General features: G+C 56.8%; 17 protein-coding genes. 5 read left to right on the forward strand and 12 right to left on the reverse strand.

Going from position 1 to position 22,950, the window contains the following annotated elements; all coding sequences use genetic code 11:
- Nucleotides 1–99 precede the first annotated feature (99 nt).
- Nucleotides 100–993 carry a tyrosine-protein phosphatase gene (locus tag JYG33_RS15900; RefSeq protein WP_207873141.1) on the forward strand — a complete coding sequence of 298 codons (894 nt, stop codon included), beginning with the start codon at nucleotides 100–102 and terminating at the stop codon, nucleotides 991–993.
- 141 nt (nucleotides 994–1,134) lie between these two features.
- Here the strand turns inward: JYG33_RS15900 and JYG33_RS15905 are convergent, their stop codons facing one another.
- Complete coding sequence (locus tag JYG33_RS15905; protein ID WP_207873142.1) at nucleotides 1,135–2,697, reverse strand: sulfatase-like hydrolase/transferase; 1,563 nt, start codon at nucleotides 2,695–2,697, stop codon at nucleotides 1,135–1,137.
- An 18-nt stretch (nucleotides 2,698–2,715) separates the two neighbouring features.
- Nucleotides 2,716–3,693, reverse strand: a complete 978-nt coding sequence (locus tag JYG33_RS15910) for a tripartite tricarboxylate transporter substrate-binding protein (protein WP_207873143.1) — start codon at nucleotides 3,691–3,693, stop codon at nucleotides 2,716–2,718.
- A gap of 101 nt (nucleotides 3,694–3,794) precedes the next feature.
- On the opposite strand from JYG33_RS15910, the gene JYG33_RS15915 reads away from it, so the two are divergent.
- On the forward strand, nucleotides 3,795–4,316 hold the full coding sequence (locus JYG33_RS15915; protein ID WP_207873144.1) for a MarR family transcriptional regulator: 522 nt from the start codon (nucleotides 3,795–3,797) through the stop codon (nucleotides 4,314–4,316).
- 115 nt (nucleotides 4,317–4,431) lie between these two features.
- Here JYG33_RS15915 and JYG33_RS15920 read toward each other — a convergent pair whose 3' ends face one another.
- The 3 genes from JYG33_RS15920 to JYG33_RS15930 are packed head-to-tail and all read right to left on the reverse strand — an operon-like array spanning nucleotide 4,432 to nucleotide 10,314.
- Nucleotides 4,432–5,907, reverse strand: coding sequence for an efflux transporter outer membrane subunit (locus tag JYG33_RS15920; protein WP_207873145.1), 1,476 nt, complete (start codon nucleotides 5,905–5,907; stop codon nucleotides 4,432–4,434).
- 13 nt (nucleotides 5,908–5,920) lie between these two features.
- Nucleotides 5,921–9,097 (reverse strand): efflux RND transporter permease subunit, encoded by a 3,177-nt coding sequence (locus JYG33_RS15925; RefSeq protein ID WP_207873146.1) that lies wholly within the window; start codon nucleotides 9,095–9,097, stop codon nucleotides 5,921–5,923.
- Entirely contained in the window at nucleotides 9,094–10,314 is a 1,221-nt protein-coding gene (locus JYG33_RS15930) for an efflux RND transporter periplasmic adaptor subunit (RefSeq protein ID WP_207873147.1), read from the reverse strand. The genes JYG33_RS15925 and JYG33_RS15930 overlap by 4 nt, the downstream gene beginning before the upstream one ends.
- A 327-nt stretch (nucleotides 10,315–10,641) precedes the next feature.
- On the opposite strand from JYG33_RS15930, the gene JYG33_RS15935 reads away from it, so the two are divergent.
- The 3 genes from JYG33_RS15935 to JYG33_RS15945 all read left to right on the forward strand — a co-directional run bounded on the left by JYG33_RS15935 (nucleotide 10,642) and on the right by JYG33_RS15945 (nucleotide 12,988).
- Nucleotides 10,642–11,643: a 2Fe-2S iron-sulfur cluster-binding protein gene (locus JYG33_RS15935; protein ID WP_207873148.1), complete on the forward strand. Its 1,002-nt coding sequence runs from the start codon at nucleotides 10,642–10,644 to the stop codon at nucleotides 11,641–11,643.
- Nucleotides 11,644–11,841: 198 nt separating this feature from the next.
- Nucleotides 11,842–12,318, forward strand: a complete 477-nt coding sequence (gene cueR / locus JYG33_RS15940) for a Cu(I)-responsive transcriptional regulator (RefSeq protein ID WP_207873149.1) — start codon at nucleotides 11,842–11,844, stop codon at nucleotides 12,316–12,318.
- Nucleotides 12,319–12,439: 121 nt separating this feature from the next.
- Nucleotides 12,440–12,988 carry a GNAT family N-acetyltransferase gene (locus JYG33_RS15945; RefSeq protein ID WP_207873150.1) on the forward strand — a complete coding sequence of 183 codons (549 nt, stop codon included), beginning with the start codon at nucleotides 12,440–12,442 and terminating at the stop codon, nucleotides 12,986–12,988.
- Between the two features lie 177 nt (nucleotides 12,989–13,165).
- Here JYG33_RS15945 and JYG33_RS15950 read toward each other — a convergent pair whose 3' ends face one another.
- The 7 genes from JYG33_RS15950 to JYG33_RS15980 all read right to left on the reverse strand — a co-directional run bounded on the left by JYG33_RS15950 (nucleotide 13,166) and on the right by JYG33_RS15980 (nucleotide 22,730).
- Complete coding sequence (locus JYG33_RS15950; RefSeq protein ID WP_207873151.1) at nucleotides 13,166–15,418, reverse strand: TonB-dependent siderophore receptor; 2,253 nt, start codon at nucleotides 15,416–15,418, stop codon at nucleotides 13,166–13,168.
- A 111-nt stretch (nucleotides 15,419–15,529) separates the two neighbouring features.
- Entirely contained in the window at nucleotides 15,530–16,531 is a 1,002-nt protein-coding gene (locus JYG33_RS15955; RefSeq protein ID WP_207873152.1) for a siderophore ABC transporter substrate-binding protein, read from the reverse strand.
- Nucleotides 16,528–17,304, reverse strand: a complete 777-nt coding sequence (locus JYG33_RS15960; protein WP_207873153.1) for an ATP-binding cassette domain-containing protein — start codon at nucleotides 17,302–17,304, stop codon at nucleotides 16,528–16,530. The genes JYG33_RS15955 and JYG33_RS15960 overlap by 4 nt, the downstream gene beginning before the upstream one ends.
- Nucleotides 17,301–18,242, reverse strand: a complete 942-nt coding sequence (locus tag JYG33_RS15965; RefSeq protein ID WP_207873154.1) for an iron chelate uptake ABC transporter family permease subunit — start codon at nucleotides 18,240–18,242, stop codon at nucleotides 17,301–17,303. The genes JYG33_RS15960 and JYG33_RS15965 overlap by 4 nt, the downstream gene beginning before the upstream one ends.
- The gene (locus JYG33_RS15970) at nucleotides 18,239–19,183 is read right to left on the reverse strand and encodes an iron chelate uptake ABC transporter family permease subunit (protein WP_207873155.1); all 945 of its coding nucleotides are present in this window, start codon (nucleotides 19,181–19,183) and stop codon (nucleotides 18,239–18,241) included. The genes JYG33_RS15965 and JYG33_RS15970 overlap by 4 nt, the downstream gene beginning before the upstream one ends.
- Nucleotides 19,183–20,949, reverse strand: a complete 1,767-nt coding sequence (locus JYG33_RS15975) for an ABC transporter ATP-binding protein (RefSeq protein ID WP_207873156.1) — start codon at nucleotides 20,947–20,949, stop codon at nucleotides 19,183–19,185. Before JYG33_RS15975 ends, JYG33_RS15970 begins: the two co-directional genes overlap by 1 nt.
- The gene (locus tag JYG33_RS15980) at nucleotides 20,943–22,730 is read right to left on the reverse strand and encodes an ABC transporter ATP-binding protein (protein WP_207873157.1); all 1,788 of its coding nucleotides are present in this window, start codon (nucleotides 22,728–22,730) and stop codon (nucleotides 20,943–20,945) included. Before JYG33_RS15980 ends, JYG33_RS15975 begins: the two co-directional genes overlap by 7 nt.
- Nucleotides 22,731–22,950 lie beyond the last annotated feature (220 nt).

Genomic DNA, 22,950 nt, shown 5'->3' on the forward strand with positions numbered 1-22,950 from the left:
TCAAATTAATTTAAGTCTAAATTAATTAATAAGGCTTAAATTTTTCATTTTTTATGGGCTGTTTGATGGCCTATGAGATTGCCATAAAGGGTAGGGGAAATGAACAAGAAATTATCTAAGATTTTTGGGGTTTTGCTGGCTGGTAGCGTCTTGGCCTGTTCTGCGTTGGGTGTTTCTGGATTGGCTTATGCTCAGGGTGCTAGTCAAGCCCCAAGCCAAAGTGGCGCCGTGAAGAGAAATATTGTTTTGGATAAAGCTGATAATTTCCGAGACTTGGCCGGAGACGGAGAGGCGTACAAGACCAAGGAAGGTCGAGTTCTGAATAAAGGGATTGTTTTTAGATCCAATGCGCTGGAGCTGAGCGAGCAGGATCAGAAGAAAATAGCCGATCTTAATTTAAGAAATATTTATGATTTGCGCACGCCTGGCGAGATCAAGTTAAATCCAGATAGCCCTATTCCTGGAGCGCAGTGGGAGAATAGGAACTTGTTGGGTTGGGATGATGTTGAAAGTGTGCGTACCGGTTTTACTGAGCGCCCGGAAAAGACCCTGGCGGGGGCGGAGGAAATTTACCGTTTGATCAGTAATGACCAACATGCCCGGCAAGAGATAGGAACACTCCTACGGTCTATTGCTGATAGCGATGGCGCACAAGTGTTTCATTGTTCGGGCGGCAAGGATAGAACGGGCTGGGTTTCGGCCATTCTCTTGCATATTGCCGGGGTTCCACGGGATGTGATCGTGCAGGATTTTCTCCTGTCTAACGATTACTCTGTGATGTCTATTAAACAGAGTTTTGATAAAACGGTAGACAAGAAAGGTGTCCAGGCTGCTCTTGCCTTTGCCCCTTTTATGGGCGTTCAGGAAAACTGGATCGAGATCTCTTTTGCAGAGGCTGAAAAGAACTTTGGCTCCATGGACGAGTATGTCACGAAGGGCTTAAACGTCTCCTCGGAGTATCAGCAGAAAATCAAGGACAAGCTGCTGAAGTAAGTTCCTGAGGTTCGACAATCCTTAATGCTTTACTGGAGACACCGCTGTTAGAGTCGCGATGTCTCCAGCCCATCGCTGGTATGCCTGCTTGGATTCAAAGCCGTAGCACCTGTCCTTCATCAAAGGTTTTGCACTGCTGTCTTACCACTGTCCAAAAAACACCCCCGCCTTTTTATACGCATTCGTACCGCGTTCGACTTCTTCTTCCGTCACGGTGGTACGGCGTTTCAGGCTTGTGAACCATTGCAGCAAGCGCTCCCGGCATTCTTCCCGTATGTGCTCATGTTCCGCAGAGCGACCCAGGTCGTTGAACTGTTCTGGATCTGCATGCAGGTCGTAAAGCTGCTCAGGCTCTTCCAGCCAATACACGTAGCGCCAGCGGTCGCTGCGCAGGGACCAGGCTCTGGCATTGGACGGTGATTTATCGCGTATCACGCGTGCCAGGCGATAGCTGTAGTCCAGTTCGGAAAACACGCAGTCTCGCCAAGGGGGCTGCTTGCCGTGTAGCAAGGGTTGAAGGTCCTGCCCCTCAAGCCGGTGCGAGGCCAGTGGTAGACCCAGCCAGGAGAGCATAGTGGGCAGCACATCGACCGCTTCGACCATTCTGTTATCGACCGTCCCGCGCGTCGCGTTTGCTTCTGTTGACGGATCGTAGACGATGAAAGGCACGCGCTGCACGGTGTCGTAGAACAGTTCTTTCTCGCCCAGCCAGTGATCGCCCAGAAAGTCTCCATGATCGGCAGTGAAGATGATCAGGGTGTTGTCCATCAGGCCGTTGTGGGACATGAAGTCGAACAAACGGCCCAGGTGGTCGTCCAATTGGGTGATCAGCCCTTGGTAGGCTGGCCGGACCGTCTCCACACAGGTGTCGCTGGAGAAGCTGACGCATTCTTCTTGCTGGCGGTAGGCCTCTACAACCGGATGCGCGTTGTTTAATTCGGCCTCGTTGCGCACTACGGGCAAGCATTGCTCGGCGCTGTACATATCGTGGTAGGGCGCAGGGGCGATATAGGGCCAGTGTGGTTTGACGTAGCTCAGGTGCAGCACCCAAGGCTCATCCCCCATGCGCTCCATGAAGGACAGGGCCTGGTCTGTCATGTAGGCGGTTTCCGAATGCTTTTCTTCCACCAGCGAGGGGTAGCGGGCATTGCGCATATGCCAGCCACTGACCACTTCTCCATCCGGGCCGCGTGCGGAGATGACAAAATCTGTCCACGGGTCATCGGACTCATAGCCGTGGCGTCGCAGGTACGCCGGGTAGCCGCTTTCTTCTCCCGGCTCGTGATGGCCGTCGTAGCGGTCTATCTCTTCAAAACCGCCTGTTTTAAGCAGGCGGGCCAGCTCGCTGCCCCCATCCAGTGCCAGTCGTTCCAGCCCTTTGTGGTCGACCATGATGTGGGTTTTGCCCGCCAGCACCAGCTTGTGCCCACCGGCGCGCAAGTATTCGCCCATGGTGACTTCGCCTACCGATAAAGGAACGCGGTTCCAGGTGGCGCCGTGGGTAGAGGGGTAGCGGCCCGTGTAATAGCTCATGCGGGATGGGCCGCAGACTCCGGAGTTAACAAAGGCACGGTCAAAGCGTACCCCCTTGGCGGCGAGCGCATCCAGATTGGGGGTACGAATATGAGGGTGCCCATAGCAGGCCAGATGATCAGCCCGTAGCTGATCGGCCATGATGAACAGGACGTTCTTGCGTTGTGTCATGTCGTTTGTGTTGCTGGTTTATTGCGTGACTTTGAAGCCGGAGGCCTGAATAACGGGTGCCCATTGCTGGCGGAATTGTTCGATGCGGACGCGGGTTTCTTCTGCATTGGCAGACACAGGGATCAATTCATTTTTTAGCAGCGTCTCTTGCAGTGCCGGATCGCTGGTGACTTCCTTGATTGCCTCGCCCAGTTGGGTCACTTTGTCGGCAGGCATGGAGGCGGGGGCGAAGAAAGCATTCCAGCCGGAGGCTTCCAGTTCAACGCCGGATTGCTTCAGGGTGGGGACGTCCGGCAAAGCGGCTTCGCGCTCGCTGCCCGAGGTGGCCAGAATACGGATGCGTTTGCCCTGGTGCTGGGAGGTCAGCACATCTAGCGTATCAATGGCCACGGGCAGAATGCCGCCAATCAGGTCGGTAATGACGGGGGCCGAGCCACGGTAGCCAATGATCTCGCCTTTGGAACCAATCTGCTGGGACAGCATCAGTCCAAAGAAGTGGGGCAGGCTGCCGGTGGCGGGAACGCCGATATTGAAGGCACCGGGATGTTCCTTGGCCCAGGTGATCAGTTGATCCATGGTTTTAATGTCGCTGTCTGCCGAGACGGCCACCCCAAAGCCGTATTCCGTCACCATGGAAACCGCTTGAAAGTCGCTGTCGGGCTTGTACGGAATGTCATTGAAAACCAGCGGGGCGACCACCATGATGGCGGGGTTGGCCAGAATCAGCACATTCTTGTCTGCCGCCGTGCTTTTGACATACTGGGCGGCAATCCGGCCCCCTGCGCCGGTTTTGTTCTCGACCACAATGGGAATACCCAATTTCTTGTGCAGACCGTCCGACACAATGCGTGCGGCCCGATCAGACGCGCCTCCTGGCGCATAGGGCACAACGACTGTCAGGGTTTCGATAGGGCTTGCTGCGTGGGATAAACCAGTGAACAGCAGTCCTGACAACAGACAGCTTGTTACCGTGGCGCGAAGGCGGTTCTGGGCCATGATTTGTCTCCTTTTTTTGTTTTCCATCAGTTTTTACCGCAGCTTAACAAGGGGGGTGATACTTGTTCTAATCAAGTATCTTTAAGGCTAAAGGTCCTCTGATGCCCAGCTCCTCCACGTCTTCCTCTGCCTTGGCAAGCACCGCTCCGGCTCCTACGCTTCCGGCCATGATGATGTTCCAGCTTTATCGGGCCTGGTCGGCTGGCAACCCGATTTTCATTCGCTTGTGCGAGGGGCGCTTCAATATCACTCGCCGTGAATGGCGCATTCTGGCTATCGCCTGTATGCATCCCGCTCTGACGGGTACAGCATTGGCTGAGGCGGTGTCTCTGGACTCGGCACGCTGTTCGCGGGCGGTTAGTACTTTGTGTGAGAAGGGCTTGCTGAAGCGGACGCGCGATACCAAAGACACGCGTGTTGTGCATGTCTCGGTGACGGAGCTGGGAATGCAGCGCTACAAGGAAGTCATGCCGATTGTGGCCTCCCTGAACGAGGAGATCTTTCAGGACCTGAGCGCAGCCGAAATGTCAGCCCTGAGCAGCATGCTGGACAGGATTAGCAACCGGGCGGCCTTGATGCTGGAAAGTAATGTGGTGAAGGAACGAGCTCGTCGGAACCGTTGAGGTAATCCGAGTGTTCACCTGACTGTGCGGGAACAGTGTGTATACAAGGCCAGAGCTGCATGGGTATTGCTTGCAACTAGGTATATGCGGCTCTGGCTCTGGTAAAAAATATGTTCTAAGTGCTTTGATCTGGCGAGTTTGTGTGTTCCTTCCACCCACCTCCCAAAGCCTTGTACAGATCAATCAAATTGCTCAGCCGCGCCAGGCGTGTCCTGACCAGTGTTTGCTGGCTGCTGTACAGGCTGCGATGTGCATCCAGAACGCTTAGGTAGTCATCTATGCCTTCTTGGAAACGCTGTTCGGCCAGGGTTTGAGCTTCAAGATTGGCCGTGACCGCCAGCTTCTCGGACTGGATCTGCTGGTCTAGCAGGCTCCTGCTTGCCAATCCATCAGCGACCTCCCGGAAAGCGACCTGAATGGTTTTTTCATACTGGGTGATTTCTATCCGTTTGCGCACATGGGCGACCTCCAGATTTGCTAGCAGCGCACCACCCTTGAAAATGGGTAGATTGATACTGGGTAGAAAGCTCCAAGCGCGTGTGCCAGAGTCGAACAGGCCATCTAATGATGCGCTGGCGGTCCCTAAGGACCCTGTCAGGCTGATAGTGGGAAAAAAAGCGGCTCGTGCTGCACCGATATTGGCATTAGCCCCTCGAAGTGTTTGTTCGGCTGCCCGGATATCAGGTCGGCGAACGAGCAGATCGGAGGGCAGGCCGCCGGGCAGATCGGCTACCAGGATCTGGTCCGGCAGCGTGGCGGCTTCATCCAGTTGTCTGGAGAGCTCGGCGCTTAGTGGCTGCCCCAAAAGCAGTACCAGAGCGTTGCGGTCCAAGGCTGCCTGGCGGCTGTAGGTGGCATAGCTGGATTCTGCCTGTCGCAAGGCGACTTCCGCCCGGCGCAGGTCCAGTTGGGTGGCATGGCCCAGCTCTTTTAACTGGCGACTCAATTCGTAGGAACGCTGCTGGGTTGCCAATGTGTCGCTGCTCAGGCGCAGCAACTCCTGGTCGGCCCGTAGCGTCAGATACGTATTGGCCAGCTCGGCGATCAGGCTGGTTTGAGCTGCGATGCGTGTTTCATCCAGGGCCAGGTAGGTGGCCAAGGCCTGTTCGTTCAGACTACGGATGCGGCCCCACAGATCCAGTTCCCAAGCCGTGCTGATGCCGCCCACATCGTAACGACGATTAAGCTGGCTCGTGCCGCCTGAGTTCAGTTCGGCGGGAAGGCGCTCGGATACACCGTGGGCAGCGACTCCCAGTTCTGGCATCAGTTTGGCGCGCTGAATGCGATACAGCGCCTGCGCCGCTTCGACATTCAATGCTGCTGTGCGAAAGTCGCGATTGTTCTCCAGTGAGATTTCAATCAGTTGCTGCAGAAGCGGATCGCTGAAAAAGTCGCGCCAGCCAACTTCTGCAGCGATGACTGCTGCAGACTTAGCCGCTTCTGTGGCAATGGGGGAAGCGGGATACGTAGCCTCGATAGGGGCAGTCGGTCGTTCGTATTTTGGGGCCAGCGTACAGCCTGTCAGCACCAAAGCCAGAGCCAGGGGGCTAAGGTGTCGCACGCGGGGCAGGGAGGGGAAATTCATGTTCATGGTTGTCCTTGCTTCAAGCGTGATGCTGGTCGTTGCTGGCAGGGGCCCGGCGATGCTGACGGCGCAATGCCAGTTTGCGCACCAGCACGTAAAACACAGGGGTTAGCAGCAGGCCGAAAAGGGTGACGCCCAGCATGCCGGCAAATACTGCCACCCCCATGGCGTGGCGCATCTCTGCTCCTGCACCGCTGGCTAACATCAGGGGTACTACGCCAGCGATAAAGGCCAACGAAGTCATCAGGATTGGTCGCAGACGCAGTCGGGCGGCTTCCAGCACTGCCGTCAAGGGATCCGCTCCGGCCTCTTCCTGTGTGCGGGCAAATTCCACAATCAAAATAGCGTTTTTGGCGGCCAGCCCGACCAGCACCACAAAACCAATCTGCGTGAAGATGTTGTTGTCGCCGCCGGACAGCCAGACACCGCCTATAGCCGAGAGCAGGGCCATGGGGGCAATCAGCAAGACAGCAAAGGGCAGGGACCAACTGTTGTATTGCGCGGCCAGAATCAGGAAAGCCAGCAGGACGGCCAGAGGGAAGATGTACAGGGCAGAGTTGCCTGCCTGTTTTTCCTGATAGACCAGGTCCGTCCATTCGTAGACCATGCCTTCGGGCAAGGTTTCTTCAAGGATCTTTTCGATAGCGTCCGTGGCCTGTCCCGAGGAGTAGCCAGGGGCCGGGCCGCCACTGATGTCGGCAGAGGGAAAGCCGTTGTAGCGGATCACCCGGTCCGGGCCGGAGCCTTCGGTCAGGGTCACAAAGGCGTTCAAGGGAATCATGTCGCCTTTGTTGCTGCGCACTTTCAGCAGGCCAATATCTTGGGCCTGGGCGCGGAACGGCGCATCGGCCTGGGCCATGACGCGATAGGTGCGTCCGAAACGGTTGAAGTCGTTGACATACAGCGAGCCCAGATTGATTTGCAAGGTCTCGAATACGTCTGTCATTGATACGCCCAAGGTCTTGGCTTTAACCCGGTCAATCTCCACGTCCAGTTGGGGAGCATTCGTTTGAAAACTGGCCAGCATATTGGCCAGTTCCGGGGCCTGCATGGCTTTGGCCATAATTTGCCCTTGTGCATGTACCAGAGCCTCTAAGCCCAGGCCATCCCTGTCTTCAATTTGCAGTTTGAAGCCACCCATGGCGCCGAGCCCTGGGACGGGTGGGGGTGGGAATATCCCCAAAAAACCATCAGGGATCTGGCTGAACTTGCCCATTAGTTTGCCGGCAATGGCGTTGGCGGACAGCGATGAATCCTGGCGCTCGTCAAAGGGCTTGAGCATGGCGAACATCAGGGCGGAATTGGGTACATTGACGGGCCCGTTGACGGACAGGCCCGGAAACGCAACCACACTTTCCACGCCTGGCTCGGCCAGGGCGATGTCCGACATCTGCTTGACCACCGCTTCAGTACGATCCAGTGAGGCGCCGCTAGGAAGTTGCGCAATGCCCACCAGAAAATACTTGTCCTGCGCGGGTACAAAGCCGTTGGGGACTTGGTGAAAACCCAGCCAGGTCATGCCGATAAAGCCGATATACAGCACCAGCACAATCGCACTGCCACGGACGGCACGGCGCACCGTCGTTACGTAGGAAGTGGCAGCGCGGTCAAAGAAACGATTAAAGAGACGGAAGAGTCCGCCAAACAGAGTATCGATCAGCCGTGTCAGCCAGTCTGGACGGGTCTTGCTGTTGTGAGGTTTCAGCAAAATGGCAGCCAGTGCGGGTGACAGGGTCAAGGAGTTGATGGCCGACAAAATGGTGGAAATCACAATCGTCAGGGCGAACTGTCGATAGAACTCGCCTTGCAGACCGGACAGGAATGCGGAGGGGATAAAAACTGCTGCCAAAACGGATGTGATGGCAATAATGGGGCCGGTTACTTCATCCATGGCCTTGAAAGCCGCTTGCTTGGGTGACTCGCCCAGCGCCATGTGCCGTTCCACGTTTTCAACCACCACAATGGCATCGTCCACCACAATCCCGATGGACAGGACCAGCCCGAACAGAGAGAGCGTATTCAGGGAGAAACCAAAGATATGCATCAAGGCGAAAGTGCCTATCAAGGACACCGGTACGGCGACCAGCGGGATGATGGAAGCCCGCCAGGTTTGTAGAAACAGGACAACCACAATCACCACCAGCAAGACGGCTTCCAGTAGTGTGATGGCGACGGATTGCAAGGAGGCCCGAACGAATACCGTCGGGTCGTAGGCAATGCGGTATTCAATGTCCTGTGGAAAACCGCCTTGAAGTTCTTGCATCTTGGCGCGTACCGCATTGGAGACATCAATGGCATTGGCACCAGGACTTTGAATGATTTGCAGGGCAGGGGCGGATTCGCCATTGAGCAAACTGCGCAGCGTGTAGCCATCGGCTCCCAAAGAGATTCGGGCCACATCGCGCAGGCGGGTCACTTGCCCGTCCTCGCCTGTCTTGACCACAATCTCGCCGAACTGTTCTTCCGTGGACAGGCGCCCCAAGGTATTGACGGTGACTTGAAACGCGGAATCCGCATTGGGCTGTTGCCCCACCGAACCGGCGGCAACTTGTACGTTCTGTTCGCGCAAGGCCGCCACAATGTCGCTGGCTGTCAAACCACGTGTTGCCACGCTGGACGGGTCCAGCCAGATGCGCATGGAGTATTCTCCGGCTCCCCAGACCAGCACATCGCCTACTCCGGGAAGACGAGCGAGTTCGTCGCGCACCTGCCGGATGGCAAAGTTGGACAGATATAAAGAATCGTAGCGTTTTTCCGGGGAGACCAGATGGACCACCATCAGTACATCTGGCGATGTTTTCTGCGTGACCACCCCGATGCGCTGCACTTCTTCAGGCAGGCGTGGCAGGGCGCGGGAAACCCGGTTCTGTACCTGGATCTGCGCCATGTCGGCATCCGTTCCCTGCTTGAAGGCGATGGTCAGGACCATCTGGCCGTCGGTCGCCATTTGGGAGTTCATGTACAGCATGTTCTCCACGCCGTTGATGGCTTGTTCCAGCGGCGCAGCTACCGTGTCGGCAATGACTTCTGGATTGGCGCCTGGATATTTGGCGCTTACCTGGACGGTAGGGGGCGTGACCGCCGGATATTCGCTAAGCGGTAGTTGCCAGAAGGACAGGGCACCGGCGATCAGCATCAACAAGGACAGCACGATGGCAAAGATGGGCCGGGCGATGAAAAAGTGCGGGAACTTCATGGCTGGGCCTCCGCAGGACGGATTGCAGCGCTTGCTGTTTCAGTGACCGCCTGCATGGAAACCATGTGGGGAGTGATGTTCATGCCCGGGCGTACCAGGCCCTTGATGATCACTTTTTCCCCTGTTTGCAGGCCTGCTTTGATGACGCGCAAACCATCGACCATGGGTCCGGTCTCGACCACTCGGTACTGGGCCTGATTGTTCTGGTCCACAACCAGCACATATCTTTTCCCTTGATCGGTGCCTACGGCCTGATCGTCAATCAAAATAGCCGCCTGCTCTGCTCCTGTGGCCAGCCGGATGCGAGCAAACAAGCCGGGTGCGAGCATGGCGTCGGGATTGGGTACGACGGCGCGAGCCCGTATGGTCCCGGTGCTGCGGTCAATCTGGTTTCCGACGAAATCCAGCTTCCCTTGATAAGGGAAACCCTGATCAGTTGTCAGTCCAATGGATACGGGCAGCGCAGAGGCTTTGTTATCTTTTTCTGCTCGGGTCTGACGGATGGCCTTCAGGTAGGTGGCTTCGTCTATATCGAAGTAGGCATAAATGGGGTCGGTGGACACGATGGTGGTTAACAAGCTGGCTTTGTCAGTGGCACCGCCATTGACCAGATTGCCTTCCGTGACCAATACCCGATCCACTCGACCTGCGATGGGTGAGCGGATATGGGTGTAGGACAGCTCCAGTTGGGCGGCGGCAACATCTGCTTTGGCAACCTGGACCTGGGCTTGGTGAGCATTGCGTGTGGCCAACGCATCTTCGTATTGCTTGCGGGAAACTGCGCCGGTCTCAACCAGTTTCTGGGCTCGGTTCAGATCGTCTTGCGCTTGTTTGGCCAGCACTTCGGCCCGGCGTAGTTGTGCTGTTGCGGTGTCCAGTGTTACCTGAAAGGGGCGCGGGTCTATATGAAACAGAGGCTCCCCTTTACGCACCAGACTGCCCTCTGGCACGCTGACCGCTTCGACCGCGCCGCTAACACGCGAACGTAGTTCTACGGATTGAGGGGCGGCAAGAAATCCGGTGAAATCCGTAGAAGGATGTATGGTCCGCTCCAGGACTTGAGCAACAGGCACGGAGGGGCCCGCTGGCGCACTGGCGGCTTCTTGTGGCGGTTCTGCCGCCTTGTCTTTATGATCGGAACCATCGCGGGCAGCGTAGGCGGTTCCGACTGCGGCAATGGCGCTTGCCGCTAAAGCAAATTTGAATGTTCGACGCATGGCTGTATCCCTTTTTTGCAGCAGGGCTCCGGCCCGTCCGAAGCATCTGTGCAAAGTTGTTTGCCAAGGCTAGGCATTACAACGATTGGAAGGTCAAGGTTTGCCAGCACTTCTTTTTAAGGGTGTTGACTCTCCAATCGTTGGAAGCATTAGCTTGTTCACAAGGCATTGAGAAATAAGCCTTTTGTGTCGTTCAACAACAACTTTGTGTGGAGTCGCCATGCCAACTACAACGATGAGACAGCCAGATCCCTATTGGTCAGCAAGAACCGGGCGGGAGCTGACAGCCATGTGCGGCCCGTGGGGCTATATGTGAAGGGGGCAGCAATGAGCAGCAAAACAATTCTTATCCGCCAGACCGGGCAGCGGGTGACCGCCCAGGAGGGGCAAGACATTTTGCAGGCCGCCTTGCAAAGTGGCTTGTCCTATCCGCATGGCTGTCGCCTGGGGCGTTGCGGAGGCTGTAAAACCCGCTTGGTCGATGGACAGGTAGACCTGCTGGAGTACTCCCGTTTTGCCCTGACCGAGGCACAAAAAGATCGTGGCCTGATTCTGGCCTGCCGGGCGATTCCTTTAACGGATGTTGCCGTGGACTGGATTGGTACGGACGATGTACGCGGGCTGGCTCCTTCGCGCAGCATGACGGGCACCATCTCGGAGCTGCGGGAGCTGACTCATGATGTGCGTCTGGTTCGTATCCGCCTGGATGAAGCTGAGCCCTTGATGTTTTTTGCTGGTCAGTATGCGGATATCAAGTTTGGACAGGCGCCAGTGCGCAGCTATTCCATGGCTAACCGGCCTGGCGCGCTCGATCTGGAATTTCATATACGCCGCGTTCCTCGCGGTGTGACCTCTGCGTATGTGCACACCGTACTTCAGCCGGGCGAGAAGGTCAGTCTGGAGCTGCCTCGTGGCTCCTCGTATCTGCGCGAGGGGCACGGTGGGCCCATATTGTGCATTGCCGGAGGTACCGGACTGGCCCCTATCAAATCGATCGTTGAAACGGCCCTGGCCTGTGGCATGAGCCAGGCCATTCATGTGTATTTTGGAGCGCGCGAGCTGCGGGATTTATATGCTATTGATGACTTCCGGGCGCTGGAGCGCCAATACCCCAATCTGTCTTTTACTCCTGTCATCTCCGGGATACCGGCCACTCACTATCGTCGCGGGCTTGTCACCGATATCGTTGGCCACGATCAGCCTGATTTAAGTGGCTGGAAAGTGTATGTAGCGGGTTCTCCATCTATGGTGGATGCCACCATGGGTATGGTGCTCAAGCGCGGTTTGAAAGTTCAGGATTTGCATGTAGACGTATTTTTTACGCCATAGTTGCCTGAGGGAATGGTCGGGGTGCACGCGCACACTTGACCTTCCTACCGTGGGAATCCTCACACTGTCTACTGTCAGTGCTGGCAACAGGGGCCTGGGCAGGCAGAAAAGACTGATGGGGCTTTGGACAAAGCCTGCCACCTTTTGCCATCACTGACACCTGACTTTCGAGTCCTGTCATTGAGCAAGGGGAGCAAGATGAATATTGGTGAAGCCTCCAAGGTATCCAAAGTGTCGGCCAAAATGATTCGTTACTACGAACAGATTGGCCTTATCCCGCAAACCGAGCGTAGCGCTGCGGGTTACCGAACTTATAGCTGGAAAGAGGTGGAGCGCTTGCGCTTCATAAGACGTGCCCGCGATCTGGGGTTTTCGATGGTGGCCATTGGTGATTTGCTGAGTTTGTGGCATGACCAGTCGCGTCAGAGTGCCGATGTAAAACGGGTTGCACAACAGCATCTGGAAGAGCTGAGCAGTCGCATTAAAAACATGCAGGAGATGGCCTTGGCGCTGGAAGCGTCAATTGGTTGCTGTCCAGGTGATGAACAGCCTGACTGCTCGATTCTAAGTACGCTGGCACAGGTAGAGGATCGTGACTCAGAGCCGGATTTGCGAATCGGGGCGGTCTTGCGTCGTTCTGTTGGCCGAGGCATTCAGGGCGATGTACACCTATAATCGGGCGCGTTCAAACAGGGGGCGAGTGTCACGCCTGTCTTGGTGACGTTGCCCTCTGTCTGTCTGAACCTTGATGCGGATTTAATCTGCTGTAAACCCGAAATACATCACTTTGATCACCATGCCCTCTTTACCTTCAGGCTTGACGCTACGTCCTTTAAAAGAAACGGAACTGAACCTGCTGTGGTCCATAGACCGCAGCGAGCAGATCGACGGTTTGTACGAGCTGCGCGATGGCGTATTGCACAAGCAAGCGGCTGATATTGATCTGCGTGGTTGGCCGGAAGGCGACCCGGAGAAATATCACCCTGAACATGAGGACGCCTTTCATCGAGGTTCCTGGTTCATGGGTGTATTCAAGGGCGATACCTTGCTGGCTGCTGTGGGTTTGGACAGCCTGCCCTTGGGGCCGCAGGGAGATTGGCGTCAACTATTTTTCCTGCATGTCAGCCAGTCCTTGCGAGGGCAGGGGATGGGCGTATGGCTGCTGGATCAGGCCAAGAAGCAGGCTGCGGAGTGGGGCGCGAAGGCGGTCTATGCCTCGGCCACGCCTTCGGTGAATACGGTGGATTTCTATATGGCCCATGGTTTTGAAATTGCGCCAGAACCTGATGCCCGTTTGTTCGAGCTGGACCCGGAAGATATCCACTTGTTGTGTTCGGTGGCTTAAGAAACGGCTCTTTTTACTGATGCCTGTGTCTTAAACACCAAGCACCTGAGTGGTAAATCTGCCGCTGTCGAACTCGCCTGCAAATACTGTTTGCAGTATCTGGTAGTCCTACAAAAAGGGCCTTGCTACGCTATTTAGCTGCAGCAAGGCCCTACCATCAAGTCCAGCTCTTCAAGCTTAGAACTCCATCGTTGCCGACAGCATGAAGGTACGTGGTGCACCCACGGCCAGGCTGGTGAAGTGCGGCTTGGCCCAGTAGGCCTTGTTCGCCACATTATTCACCGTAGCCCGCAAGGTCAGCGGACGGCCGGAGATCTTGGTGCGATAGCGTGCGCCCAGATCAAACACGGTATGGCCGGGGATGGACAGAGAGTTGTCCGCACTCAGGTATTGCTTGGATGAGGTGGTGGCGTTGGCCATCACGGTCAGCCCTTGCAGGTTGGGCACATCCCATTCCACGCCCAGCTTGGCTTGCCATTTGGGCAGGCCGGTAGCCTGGCGGCCTTGTTCTGCCGGGTTGGCGGCTTTGGTGATTTCCGGGTCGGAGTAAGCCACGCCACCCATCAAGCGCACGCCTTCCAGAGGGGAGCCGAAAAAGCCCCATTCAATGCCTCGGTTGCGTTGCTCGCCACCAAAGGAGAATACGTTGGTGAATGGGTCGGTGTAGCTGCTGGGGCGCTTGATTTCGTACAGGGCCAGGGTGTGTGCAAAGTCACCCAGATCCAGCTTCAGGCCCACTTCTTTCTGCTTGGTCTTGTAGGGAGCAAAGACCTGGCCTGCGTTGTCGGCGGTGTTGGGGGCGATTGCGCCTTGGGACAAGCCCTCGATGTAGTTGGCGTAGACCGAGACCTGATCGGTGGCTTTCACCAGGAAGGCGACGGCTGGGGTAGTCGCGCTTTCCTTGTAGCGCTCGCCTGTACGTTGGCCGGTGCTGCCGTTAAAGCTTTCGTTGATCACTTGTTGACGGCGTGCGCCCAGTGTCACTTGTACTCGGTCGTCAGCAAAGGACAGGGTGTCGGCAAAACCGATGCTCTTCAAGCGGGTTTTGGTGGTGCTGATCAGCGGGATATTGTTCGGCAACGATGGCTCTGGGCCCCAGACCGGATCGTAAATATTGGTTTCCCAGGAGGTGGGCAACAGGTTGCGGAAGCCGCTCAGGTCGTAGTCTTCGTTGTACTGCGTGGCGTTGATCGCGAATTGGTGGCTGACCGGGCCGGTTTGCAGTTTACCCATCAGACCCACTTCAGCAGTTTTGCGCCGCATCTCGTCGGCTACGCCACTGAAGTTGATTCTGAAGTCACCCGCGTTATTGAAGACCTGGCCAGCGCCCATATTGGATCTGAATTTGGTGCGGCTGATACCGGCGGCGGCGTAGGCAGTGAATTGATCGTTCAGATCGAACTCGCCACGGATCATGGCGCCTTTGTCGGTGGTGTCATAGAAAGCCCAGGGTGGGTTCCACGACACATCAGGCTTGGGTGGCTTGGGCAGCTCTACGCCAGGGTTCAGGGTCAGACCACGAGTAAGGCCGTAGGCGCGGTCTTTGCTGTGAAACAGGTCGGCAGACAGGCGCACCCGTTCGCCGCGCCAGTCCAGACCCAGAGAGGTTTGGGTAATCTTCTTGTCCTGATCTTTGACGGTGATCTCGCCATCGCGGTAGGCCGTGTTCAGGCGCACGCCGAACTGCTTGTTCTCGCCAAATCGACGGCCCAGATCCACATGAGCACCAAAGTGCGAGTCGGACATATAGCTGCCTGTGACGCGGAACAGGGGATCGTCGCCTGCGCGCTTGGTGACCAGGTTCACCGCACCGCCAGCCGAACCCTTGGGCGGCATGCCGTTGAGCAGAGCGGAGGGACCTTTCAGCACTTCGACACGCTCGTAGGCTTCAGGCGAGTTGCGGTAGTAGCCACCCATCCCGGCCAGGCCGTTGACGGTGACATCACCCACATCGGAGCGGAAGCCGCGGATGGAGTAACTCTCGTTGCTCTCGCCCGCAATGCCGCTCATGAACACGCTGGGGTCGGTCTTGGCGATCACTTCGCTGATGTCACGCGCCTGCTGGTCGGCAATGTATTGCTCGGTGTAGCTGATGGTGTTGAAGGGCGTTTCCATGAAATCTTTGGTGCCCAGCAAACCGACGCGGCCGCCGGTGGCAACTTGCCCACCTGCATAGCTTTCGACGGTCTTGTCGCGCTGACCTTTGACGGTAACGGACGGCAAGGTGACGACTTCATCGGCCTGGGAGGCCGTACTGCTTTGTGCCTGTGCGGGCGAGCTCATCAAAGCCAGCGCGCTGGCTCCCAAGCCCAGTAGTAGCGCCATTTGTACGGCGCTGAAGGTGCGATTCGGAGCGAAGCCAGAACGGCCAGAATCGCTGTCTTTACGTATCGAGGGCGCAAACGTCCCTTTATGGCGTGGTGTATGCATGCCAGTGTCCTTTAGGTAGCGGGGGTGTTTCTTTTGCTTTGCTTAAGGCAAATAGAAATTGGATTGAGTCGCGTTGTTATCTATTTGCCCGTGTAAAAACCTTGGAATCAGTTAGTGTTGGTAGGCCTTGATGACGTCATCAATAATCAGTTCCAGCGAGGTGACGCTAGCGGCGGTGACGTACCAGGCTTCAGCATTGGCAAACACCACGCGGCCGTTTTGCCAAGCTTTGGTTTCACGCAGCAGCGGGTTGCTCAGGCTGTCGGCATCCAGAGCAGGGCGGCGCTCCATGACGGCAGTACGGTCGATGATGTAGATAATGTCCGGGTTGGCTTGCTGAATGAATTCGCTGGAAACGGGTTGTCCGTGCAGGCCGGTTTCTACCGTTGGGCTGGCAGGCTGTACGCCCAGCGCATTGAAGACAAAACCGTAGCGAGACTGAACCCCGAAGGAACTGAACGAGCCGTTGTTATGCAAAACAATCAGGGCTTTTTCGGGACGATCCTGGGTGATTTGTTTGGCTTGGGCGACTTTGGTATCCAACTCGGCCACTTTTTGTTTGGCCAGTTCTTCTTTCTTGAAAATCGAGCCCAGAGTCAGCAGGTGGTTCTTGATGACTTCAATGTGGTTGACCTGGCTATCGCGGTAATCCACATCAAAGTGAATGGTGGGGGCGATCTGGCTCAGTTCCTTGTAGTGATTGGCTTGCAAGGAGGTGATCAGAATCAGGTCCGGTTTGGTGGCGTAAACCTGCTCCACATTGGGCTGCACAATGGCGCCGGTATCCTGAATCTGGGGGGCATTTTTGTACTTGGCCAGAAATTCAGGGATGAAGTCTTTGGGCATGCCCACAACCGGGACTCCCAAGGCATCCAGAAAATCCACTTCGTTCATGTCCAGCGCCACGACGCGTTGTGGCAGTTTTTCTATGCGCGTGGAGCCCAGCTTGTGCTCGACCACAATGGGTTCATAGCGGGCACTGGTTTCAGGGCTGGCGGCGGCTTGCGGTGCCGGGGTTTCCGCTGCTGCCTGGGTCTTTTTCTCGCAGCCTTGCAAGGCAAAGCTGGCGGCCACAAACAGGGCTATCAGCCCGTATCTGTGTTTGGCGATCATGCTAGTTCTCCTGATGGGGTGAAGTAATTGCACAGGCGGCCACGCTCGCTGTGCGTAATCTCGAAGTCCAGACCATAGAGTTCAGCCAGACGTGCTTCGGTGACGACCTCGGACACCGGGCCTGCGCAGTACAGGGCACCGTTTTTCATGGCCACAATGTGATCGGAATAGTTGGCGGCAAAGTTGATGTCATGCACCACCAGAATCACGGTGCGGCCGTACTCATCGCACAGCCGCCGCAAGGCGCGCATGATTTGCACGGCGTGCTTGATGTCCAGATTGTTCAGCGGTTCATCAAGCAGCAAATAATCGGTTTGCTGGGCAATGGTCATGGCCAGAAAAGCCATCTGTCGCTGGCCGCCGCTCAGCTCGTCCAGATAGGACTGGCACAAGGGTTCCAGCGAGAGAAACTGAATAGCTTCGGAGATGGCTTGCTGATCTTCAGCCGTCAGTGCGCCCCGGCTATACGGGAAGCGGCCAAAGGCGACCAGTTCTTCCACCGTCAGGCGCAGATTGAAATCAGGCGATTGGCGCAGGGTCGCAACCCGGCGCGCATAGTCGGCAATGCGTATGTCTGCAATGTTGCGGCCGTCCAGTTGGATCTGGCCTTCGTCGGCCTCCAGCAGGCGGGCAATGCTCATCAATAAGGTGGTTTTACCGGCGCCATTGGGGCCGATCAGGGAACTAAGCTGTCCGGTAGGAAATTGCGTACTCACCTTGTAGAGCACGGTTTTGTTCTTGTAGTGTTTGGAGAGCTGATTGATCGTAATCATGCTGTGCCTCGGGTACGAACCATCAGTCCCAGGAAGTACGCGCCGCACACCAGGTTGACGAGTATCCCGACGGTCGTGCGGTAGTTGAAAATGTGTTCCACCGCCAACTGCGCCAGCAGAAACATGATGATGGCAATGGCGCAGCCTAATGGCAGCGTGACCTTGTGCCGGAAGCTTCGGGCCAGTGCATAGCTGGTGTTGGCCACAAAAATCCCCATAAAGGCGGTAGGCCCGAGCAGGCTGGTGGAGATAGCGACAAGTGCGGCAATCAGGGCAAGCTGGATGCGCACGGTACGGCGGTAGTCGACCCCCAGGGAAATGGCTTGTTCACGGCCTAAAGAAAGTACATCCAACGTGGGCAAGCTGCGCAGGCTGCCCAGGCAAATACCGCCCACCAGAAGGGAGGACACCAGCAATTGCAAAGGCTCGGCCCGGTTAAAGGAGGCCTGGCTAAAGCCCAGCAAAATAGAGAACTCGCCGGGGCTGATTTTTAGCTGCACAAACTGGGTGAACGTGCTGATGATCATGGTCAGTACCAGTCCCATCAGCAGCAGGAAGTACACATTGTTTTTGCCCTGGCGAAACAGCCAGTGATGGATAGCCAGTGAGTAAGCCAGCATCAGCACAATGGATAGAAGCACATTGCCATTGGCCCCCAGCATCACCAGGCTTTGTGTGCCCAGCAACAAGATCAGCAGGGACTGGAACAGCAGGTACACCGCTTCGTAGCCCATGATGGCGGGCGTCAGAATGCGGTTGCCGGTAATGGTCTGGAAAATAATCGATGACCAAGCCACGCAGACGCCACCGATAATCATGGCTGCCAAGCGGTTCAGGCGTTTGGGGATGATGTAGTCAAGGTCCAGGCCGGAGCGATAGAACACAAAGCTCAGGGCCAGCACGATGAGCACAAGCCAGACCAGATGCCGCTGTTTCATCGGTTCCTCCAGAAAATCAGGAACAGAAACAGCACGCCACCCACACCGCCTGCGGTCAGGCCGATAGGGACTTCAAAAGGGTAGATGATGAGGCGGCCCAGAATGTCGCAAGCCAGCAGCAGGCACGCACCCCCTAAGGCCACAATGGGTAAGGTGCGAGCCAGGTTGTCGCCATAGCGCAGAGCCACCAGATTGGGGATGACCAGGCCAATAAATGGAATGGCCCCCACGGTAATAACAGTAGCGGATACGGTGGTTGCGACCAGTATCAAGCCCAGGGCGACGGTGGTTGAATAGTTCAGCCCCAGGCTGGTGGCCATGCCTTCACCCATGCCCAGAACGGTAAAGCGATGCGCGTACAGATAGGTGAGCAGCACAATGGGCAGGATCAGATAAATGATCTCGTAATTGCCCTGCACGATCTTGGAGAAGTCGCCCAGCATCCAGCCTTGCATGCTTTGCAGAATCTGATGATGGTAGGCATAGAACTCGGCAATGGCGCTAAGGACGCCGCCATACATCAGACCAATCACCGGCACCAGCACGGTGTTCTTGAAGCGGATACGGCGCACGATGGCAATGAAGATCAGGCTGGCGGCAAAGCAGAACAAAAGGGCAAAGAGCAGCTTTCCTGCTGTGCCGCTGCCGGGAGCCATAGTCAGGGCAATCAGAATGCCCAGTTTGGCGGCATCCAGCCCGCCCGAGGTGGCGGGTTCAACAAACTTGTTACGCACAATGTGCTGCAGGATCACCCCGCAGACGGACAGGCCTATCCCGCTCAAGACCAGCGCCGCCAGACGGGGCAGGCGGCTGGCGGTCAATGTCAGCCAGGCATCGCCTGAAAAGCTCCATAACTGTGTCCAGCTTATTTGCCGTGCACCTATCAGCAAGGACAGGCAGCACAGCATCAGGAACAACAGCACAAAGGATCTAACTCGCATCACACACCGTTATTTTGCGCAGCGGTGGCAATACGCCAACCTTTGGCTGTGTGACGTTGATTCAGAAAGTGGGCGTAGCGTCCCTGGCTTTCACGAAGTTGCGCCGGTGGGCCTTGCTCGATGATCTGGCCGTTTTCCAGCACCACGATCTGATCGGCCATAGCCACCGTAGAGAGCTGGTGAGCAATCACGATCAGAGTGCGTTTGCCACGCAGACGGGCCAGAGCCTGGGCAATGGCAGCCTGGTTTTCGGCATCCAGTGCGGCTGTGGCTTCGTCCACCAGCAAAATGGGGGCGTTCTTGATCAAGGCGCGGGCAATGGCGATGCGTTGACGCTCGCCACCGGACAGACGGGCTCCGCCTTCGCCCACGGTGGTGTCCAGGCCCTCTGGCAGACGCGCGATGATTTCGCTGACACCGGCTTGTTCCACCGCTTCCAGCAGTTCGGCCTCGGTAGCGTCAGGTTTGCCCAGGCGGATGTTCTCGGCAATGCTGCCTGCAAACAGATAATCGTCCTGGAAAATCTGGGTGATCTGGGTCGCTAATTGTGGGCTGCTGATCTGGCGTACATCCACGCCACCAATGGAGACACTGCCCTGGCTGACATCAAAGAAGCGGGCAATCAGCCGGGCCAGAGTGGTTTTGCCCGAGCCGGATTCCCCGATCAAGGCCACCATGCTGCCTGCCGCAATGTTCAGGCTGACGCCATTCAGTACATCGGGCTTGTCGGCGGCATAGCGGAAATGCACATTGTTCAGCGCTATCGAGCCGTCGCTTGGGGTTTGGGGCGAGGCGGGTTCGGGCAGGGGATGGACGGCAAACAGTTCCTGAATCGCATCCAACTGGCCGCGTGCACCGCGCAGCACCTCGCCATAGCTGGCTACTTCCAGCAAGGAGTCGATGTAGCGCGCTGTCAGCAGCAAGGAGACGATGACGGCAATGATTTCTGCACTGCTCATGCCCAGACCCGTATGGCTGTTCAGCCAAAGCGTGGCGGCAATCAGCAGGGTGGCAAAGGCAGCTTGCACAGCCCAGGCATTGAGCACCGCCGAGGCCGTGGATTGCCAGATCAGTTTCTTGCCCGCTTGATGCTGGCGCTCAATCGCTTCTTCCAGCAGGCGCGTACCACCGCCTTCGCCATTGAAGGCACGCAGCACGGATTGGGCTTGGGCGAACTCCACCACACGCTGACTGGCGTGGGCGAAATGGGCCTGGAAGGCATCATCGGCCTTGCGACCCAAATGGGCGGTCAGGGCCAGAACAGCGGCCAGCAAAGGCAAGACGATCAAGGCAATTAGCCCCAGCGACCAATGCAGGATGAACAAGGCTACAACCAGCACAACAGGCGTCACAATCCCGGCGATCAGTGGGGTGAAAACGTGTGCAGGCAACTGGGCGACGGACATCATGCCCTGAGTGACAACATGGCCCAGGCGCGCTGTGTTCTGGGCGGAGAACCAGCCTACGGGAAGTTGAGCAATATGATCGCCCAGACGATGACGGCCACCTTGCAGGATAGCGGCGCCCACATTGACACCGGCTTGTTCTACATGCCGACGCCATGCCCAGCAAATGGCAACGCCCAGCAACAGTACGATTAGCCAGCCACCCGCTTGTTTCGGTTCGCCATTGAGCAGGTGAGTAAAAATGGGCACCAGGGTGGTCATAGTCAGGCCGCACAGCAGGCCGTACAGAATCGCCATCCAGATATAGCGGCGGAAAATCGGGGCATCATTACCCAGCAAGCGAATCAGGGTCTTTAGCATGATGTGTCCTTGGAACTGTTGTCGTAGCCACCCAGGGTCCAGAGCCGTGCATATCGGCCTTGTTCCGCCAGCAGGCTGGCGTGATTGCCTTGCTCCACAATCGCACCGTCTTCCAGCACCAGAATGCGGTCGGCATGCATGATGGTGTCCAGGCGGTGAGCAATCACCAGCAGAGTGCGGCCTTGGGCAAAGCGCGACAGGGCATCCTGAATGGCGACTTCATTGCTGGCATCGGCAGCCGCAGTGGCTTCGTCCAGTACAAGAATGGGTGGGTCCAGCAAGACAGCGCGTGCAATGCTGACACGCTGGCGTTCGCCTCCCGATAGTTGTGCATCCTCTCCGACTACGGAGTCGTAGCCGCGTGGCAGGCTCAAGATACGGTCGTGAATATTGGCGGCGCGGGCGGCATCCTCAATCTCTTGCTGACTAGCGGAGGGACGGCCCAGCGCAATGTTCTCGCGCACGCTGGCATTGATCAGGCGCACTTCCTGCAGCACAAAACCAATGCGGCGGTACAGCTCGGTGGATTCGATCTGGCGCAGATCTGCACCGCCCAGGGTGATACGGCCTTCGCTGGGGTCAAAGAATCGCAGCAGCAGGCGGGCGATGGTGGATTTGCCAGAGCCTGAAGAGCCCACAATCGCGGTGACCGTGCCCGGTTCCAGAGTGAAGCTGATATTGCTCAGTGCCTGATGGCCTTCGCCATAGGCATAGCTGACGTTTTCGACCCGTATTTCCTGATTTGCAGGGACCTGCTGCTGATCGGCGGTCAGCGTTTCCAGTACGGGAGTTTTCATCAAGGCTTGAACCCGCTGTGCAGCACCCGTTGCTCCGCCCAGATCGTGCAGCAAGGTGTGCAGCAACAGCAGGGGGGCGCAAATACCGGGGGCCACCAGGGCGAAGGGCAGGATGTCTACGGGAGCAATCCAGTCCAGATAGCTGAACAGGGCACCGAAGATCAGCACAACGCCTAATACGGTGACCGGCGCGATCATGGCGTGTGCGTGGGCCATACGGGCGACCAGCGGGCGGGCAAAGTTCAGAAAGGCGTCGGCAAAGCCGTCCACGGCTTTGCTATAGCCACCGTGTGCCTGCCCATTGGAACCAAAGGCTTTGACGACCGGAATACCGCTGACAAACTCCACCGTGGCACTGTTCAGGCGGCCCAGTTTTTCAACAAAACCCTGCATGTTCGCGCTGCTGGCTTTCATGGCGTTGCGCAGGAACAGGAAGAAACCGGGGAAGGGCAGCAGAGCCACAATGGCCATGCGCCAGTCCATGACGAACAGGTACAGCACGGAGATGGCTATGGCACCGACGGCACGGCCTACCGAGGTGTAGAAGTGGGCAGTCAGGCTATGCAGGGTGGCGATGTCGTCTTGCATGGCTTGTTTCACTTCGCCCGAGGCCTGGCCGGTAAACCAGCCCAGCGGCACCTTGGCCAGTCGTTGGGCAGCACTCAGACGCAGGCCACGAGTCAGTTGGTTATCGGCCAGATGGGCCAGCAGCTCGCCTGCCGAGATCAGGGCCAAGCCCGCAAACATGCTGAGGACACTGAACAGTACCGTCCAGCCTATATCGCCTTGCAGCTCGCCAGACAGGGTATCGCCCAGGGCCAGTTTGGCGATGTAGGCGATCCCGGCCAAAGGCACCAGGGTGAGCATTGAACCCAAGGCCGCCAGCACGGCGGCCACCATCAAACGCGAGCGTATGGAGCTGAGGATCTGGCTGATGGGGCCAGGCTCTTTACGCGCGTCCGTAGCAGTTTCACGAGTGGTCATGAGCGTTACATACCCAGAAATTCAAAGTAAGAGACATGATTTCTGCGGGGTGTGGATGAGGGTCCGGGCGGGTGGCGGCTCAGATCCGACACCTTCATTGCTTATCCAAAAGCCGTAGAAACCGGCTCTTTACTATAAGGTATTGAGAATCATTATCGATAATGTAATCTAAATTTTGAATTAGTGGAACCTATTAAACTAAATAGGAAAGGCGACGCGA

It is taken from the genome of Alcaligenes sp. SORT26 (assembly GCF_017377875.1).
In the GTDB taxonomy this organism is placed as follows: domain Bacteria; phylum Pseudomonadota; class Gammaproteobacteria; order Burkholderiales; family Burkholderiaceae_B; genus Alcaligenes; species Alcaligenes parafaecalis.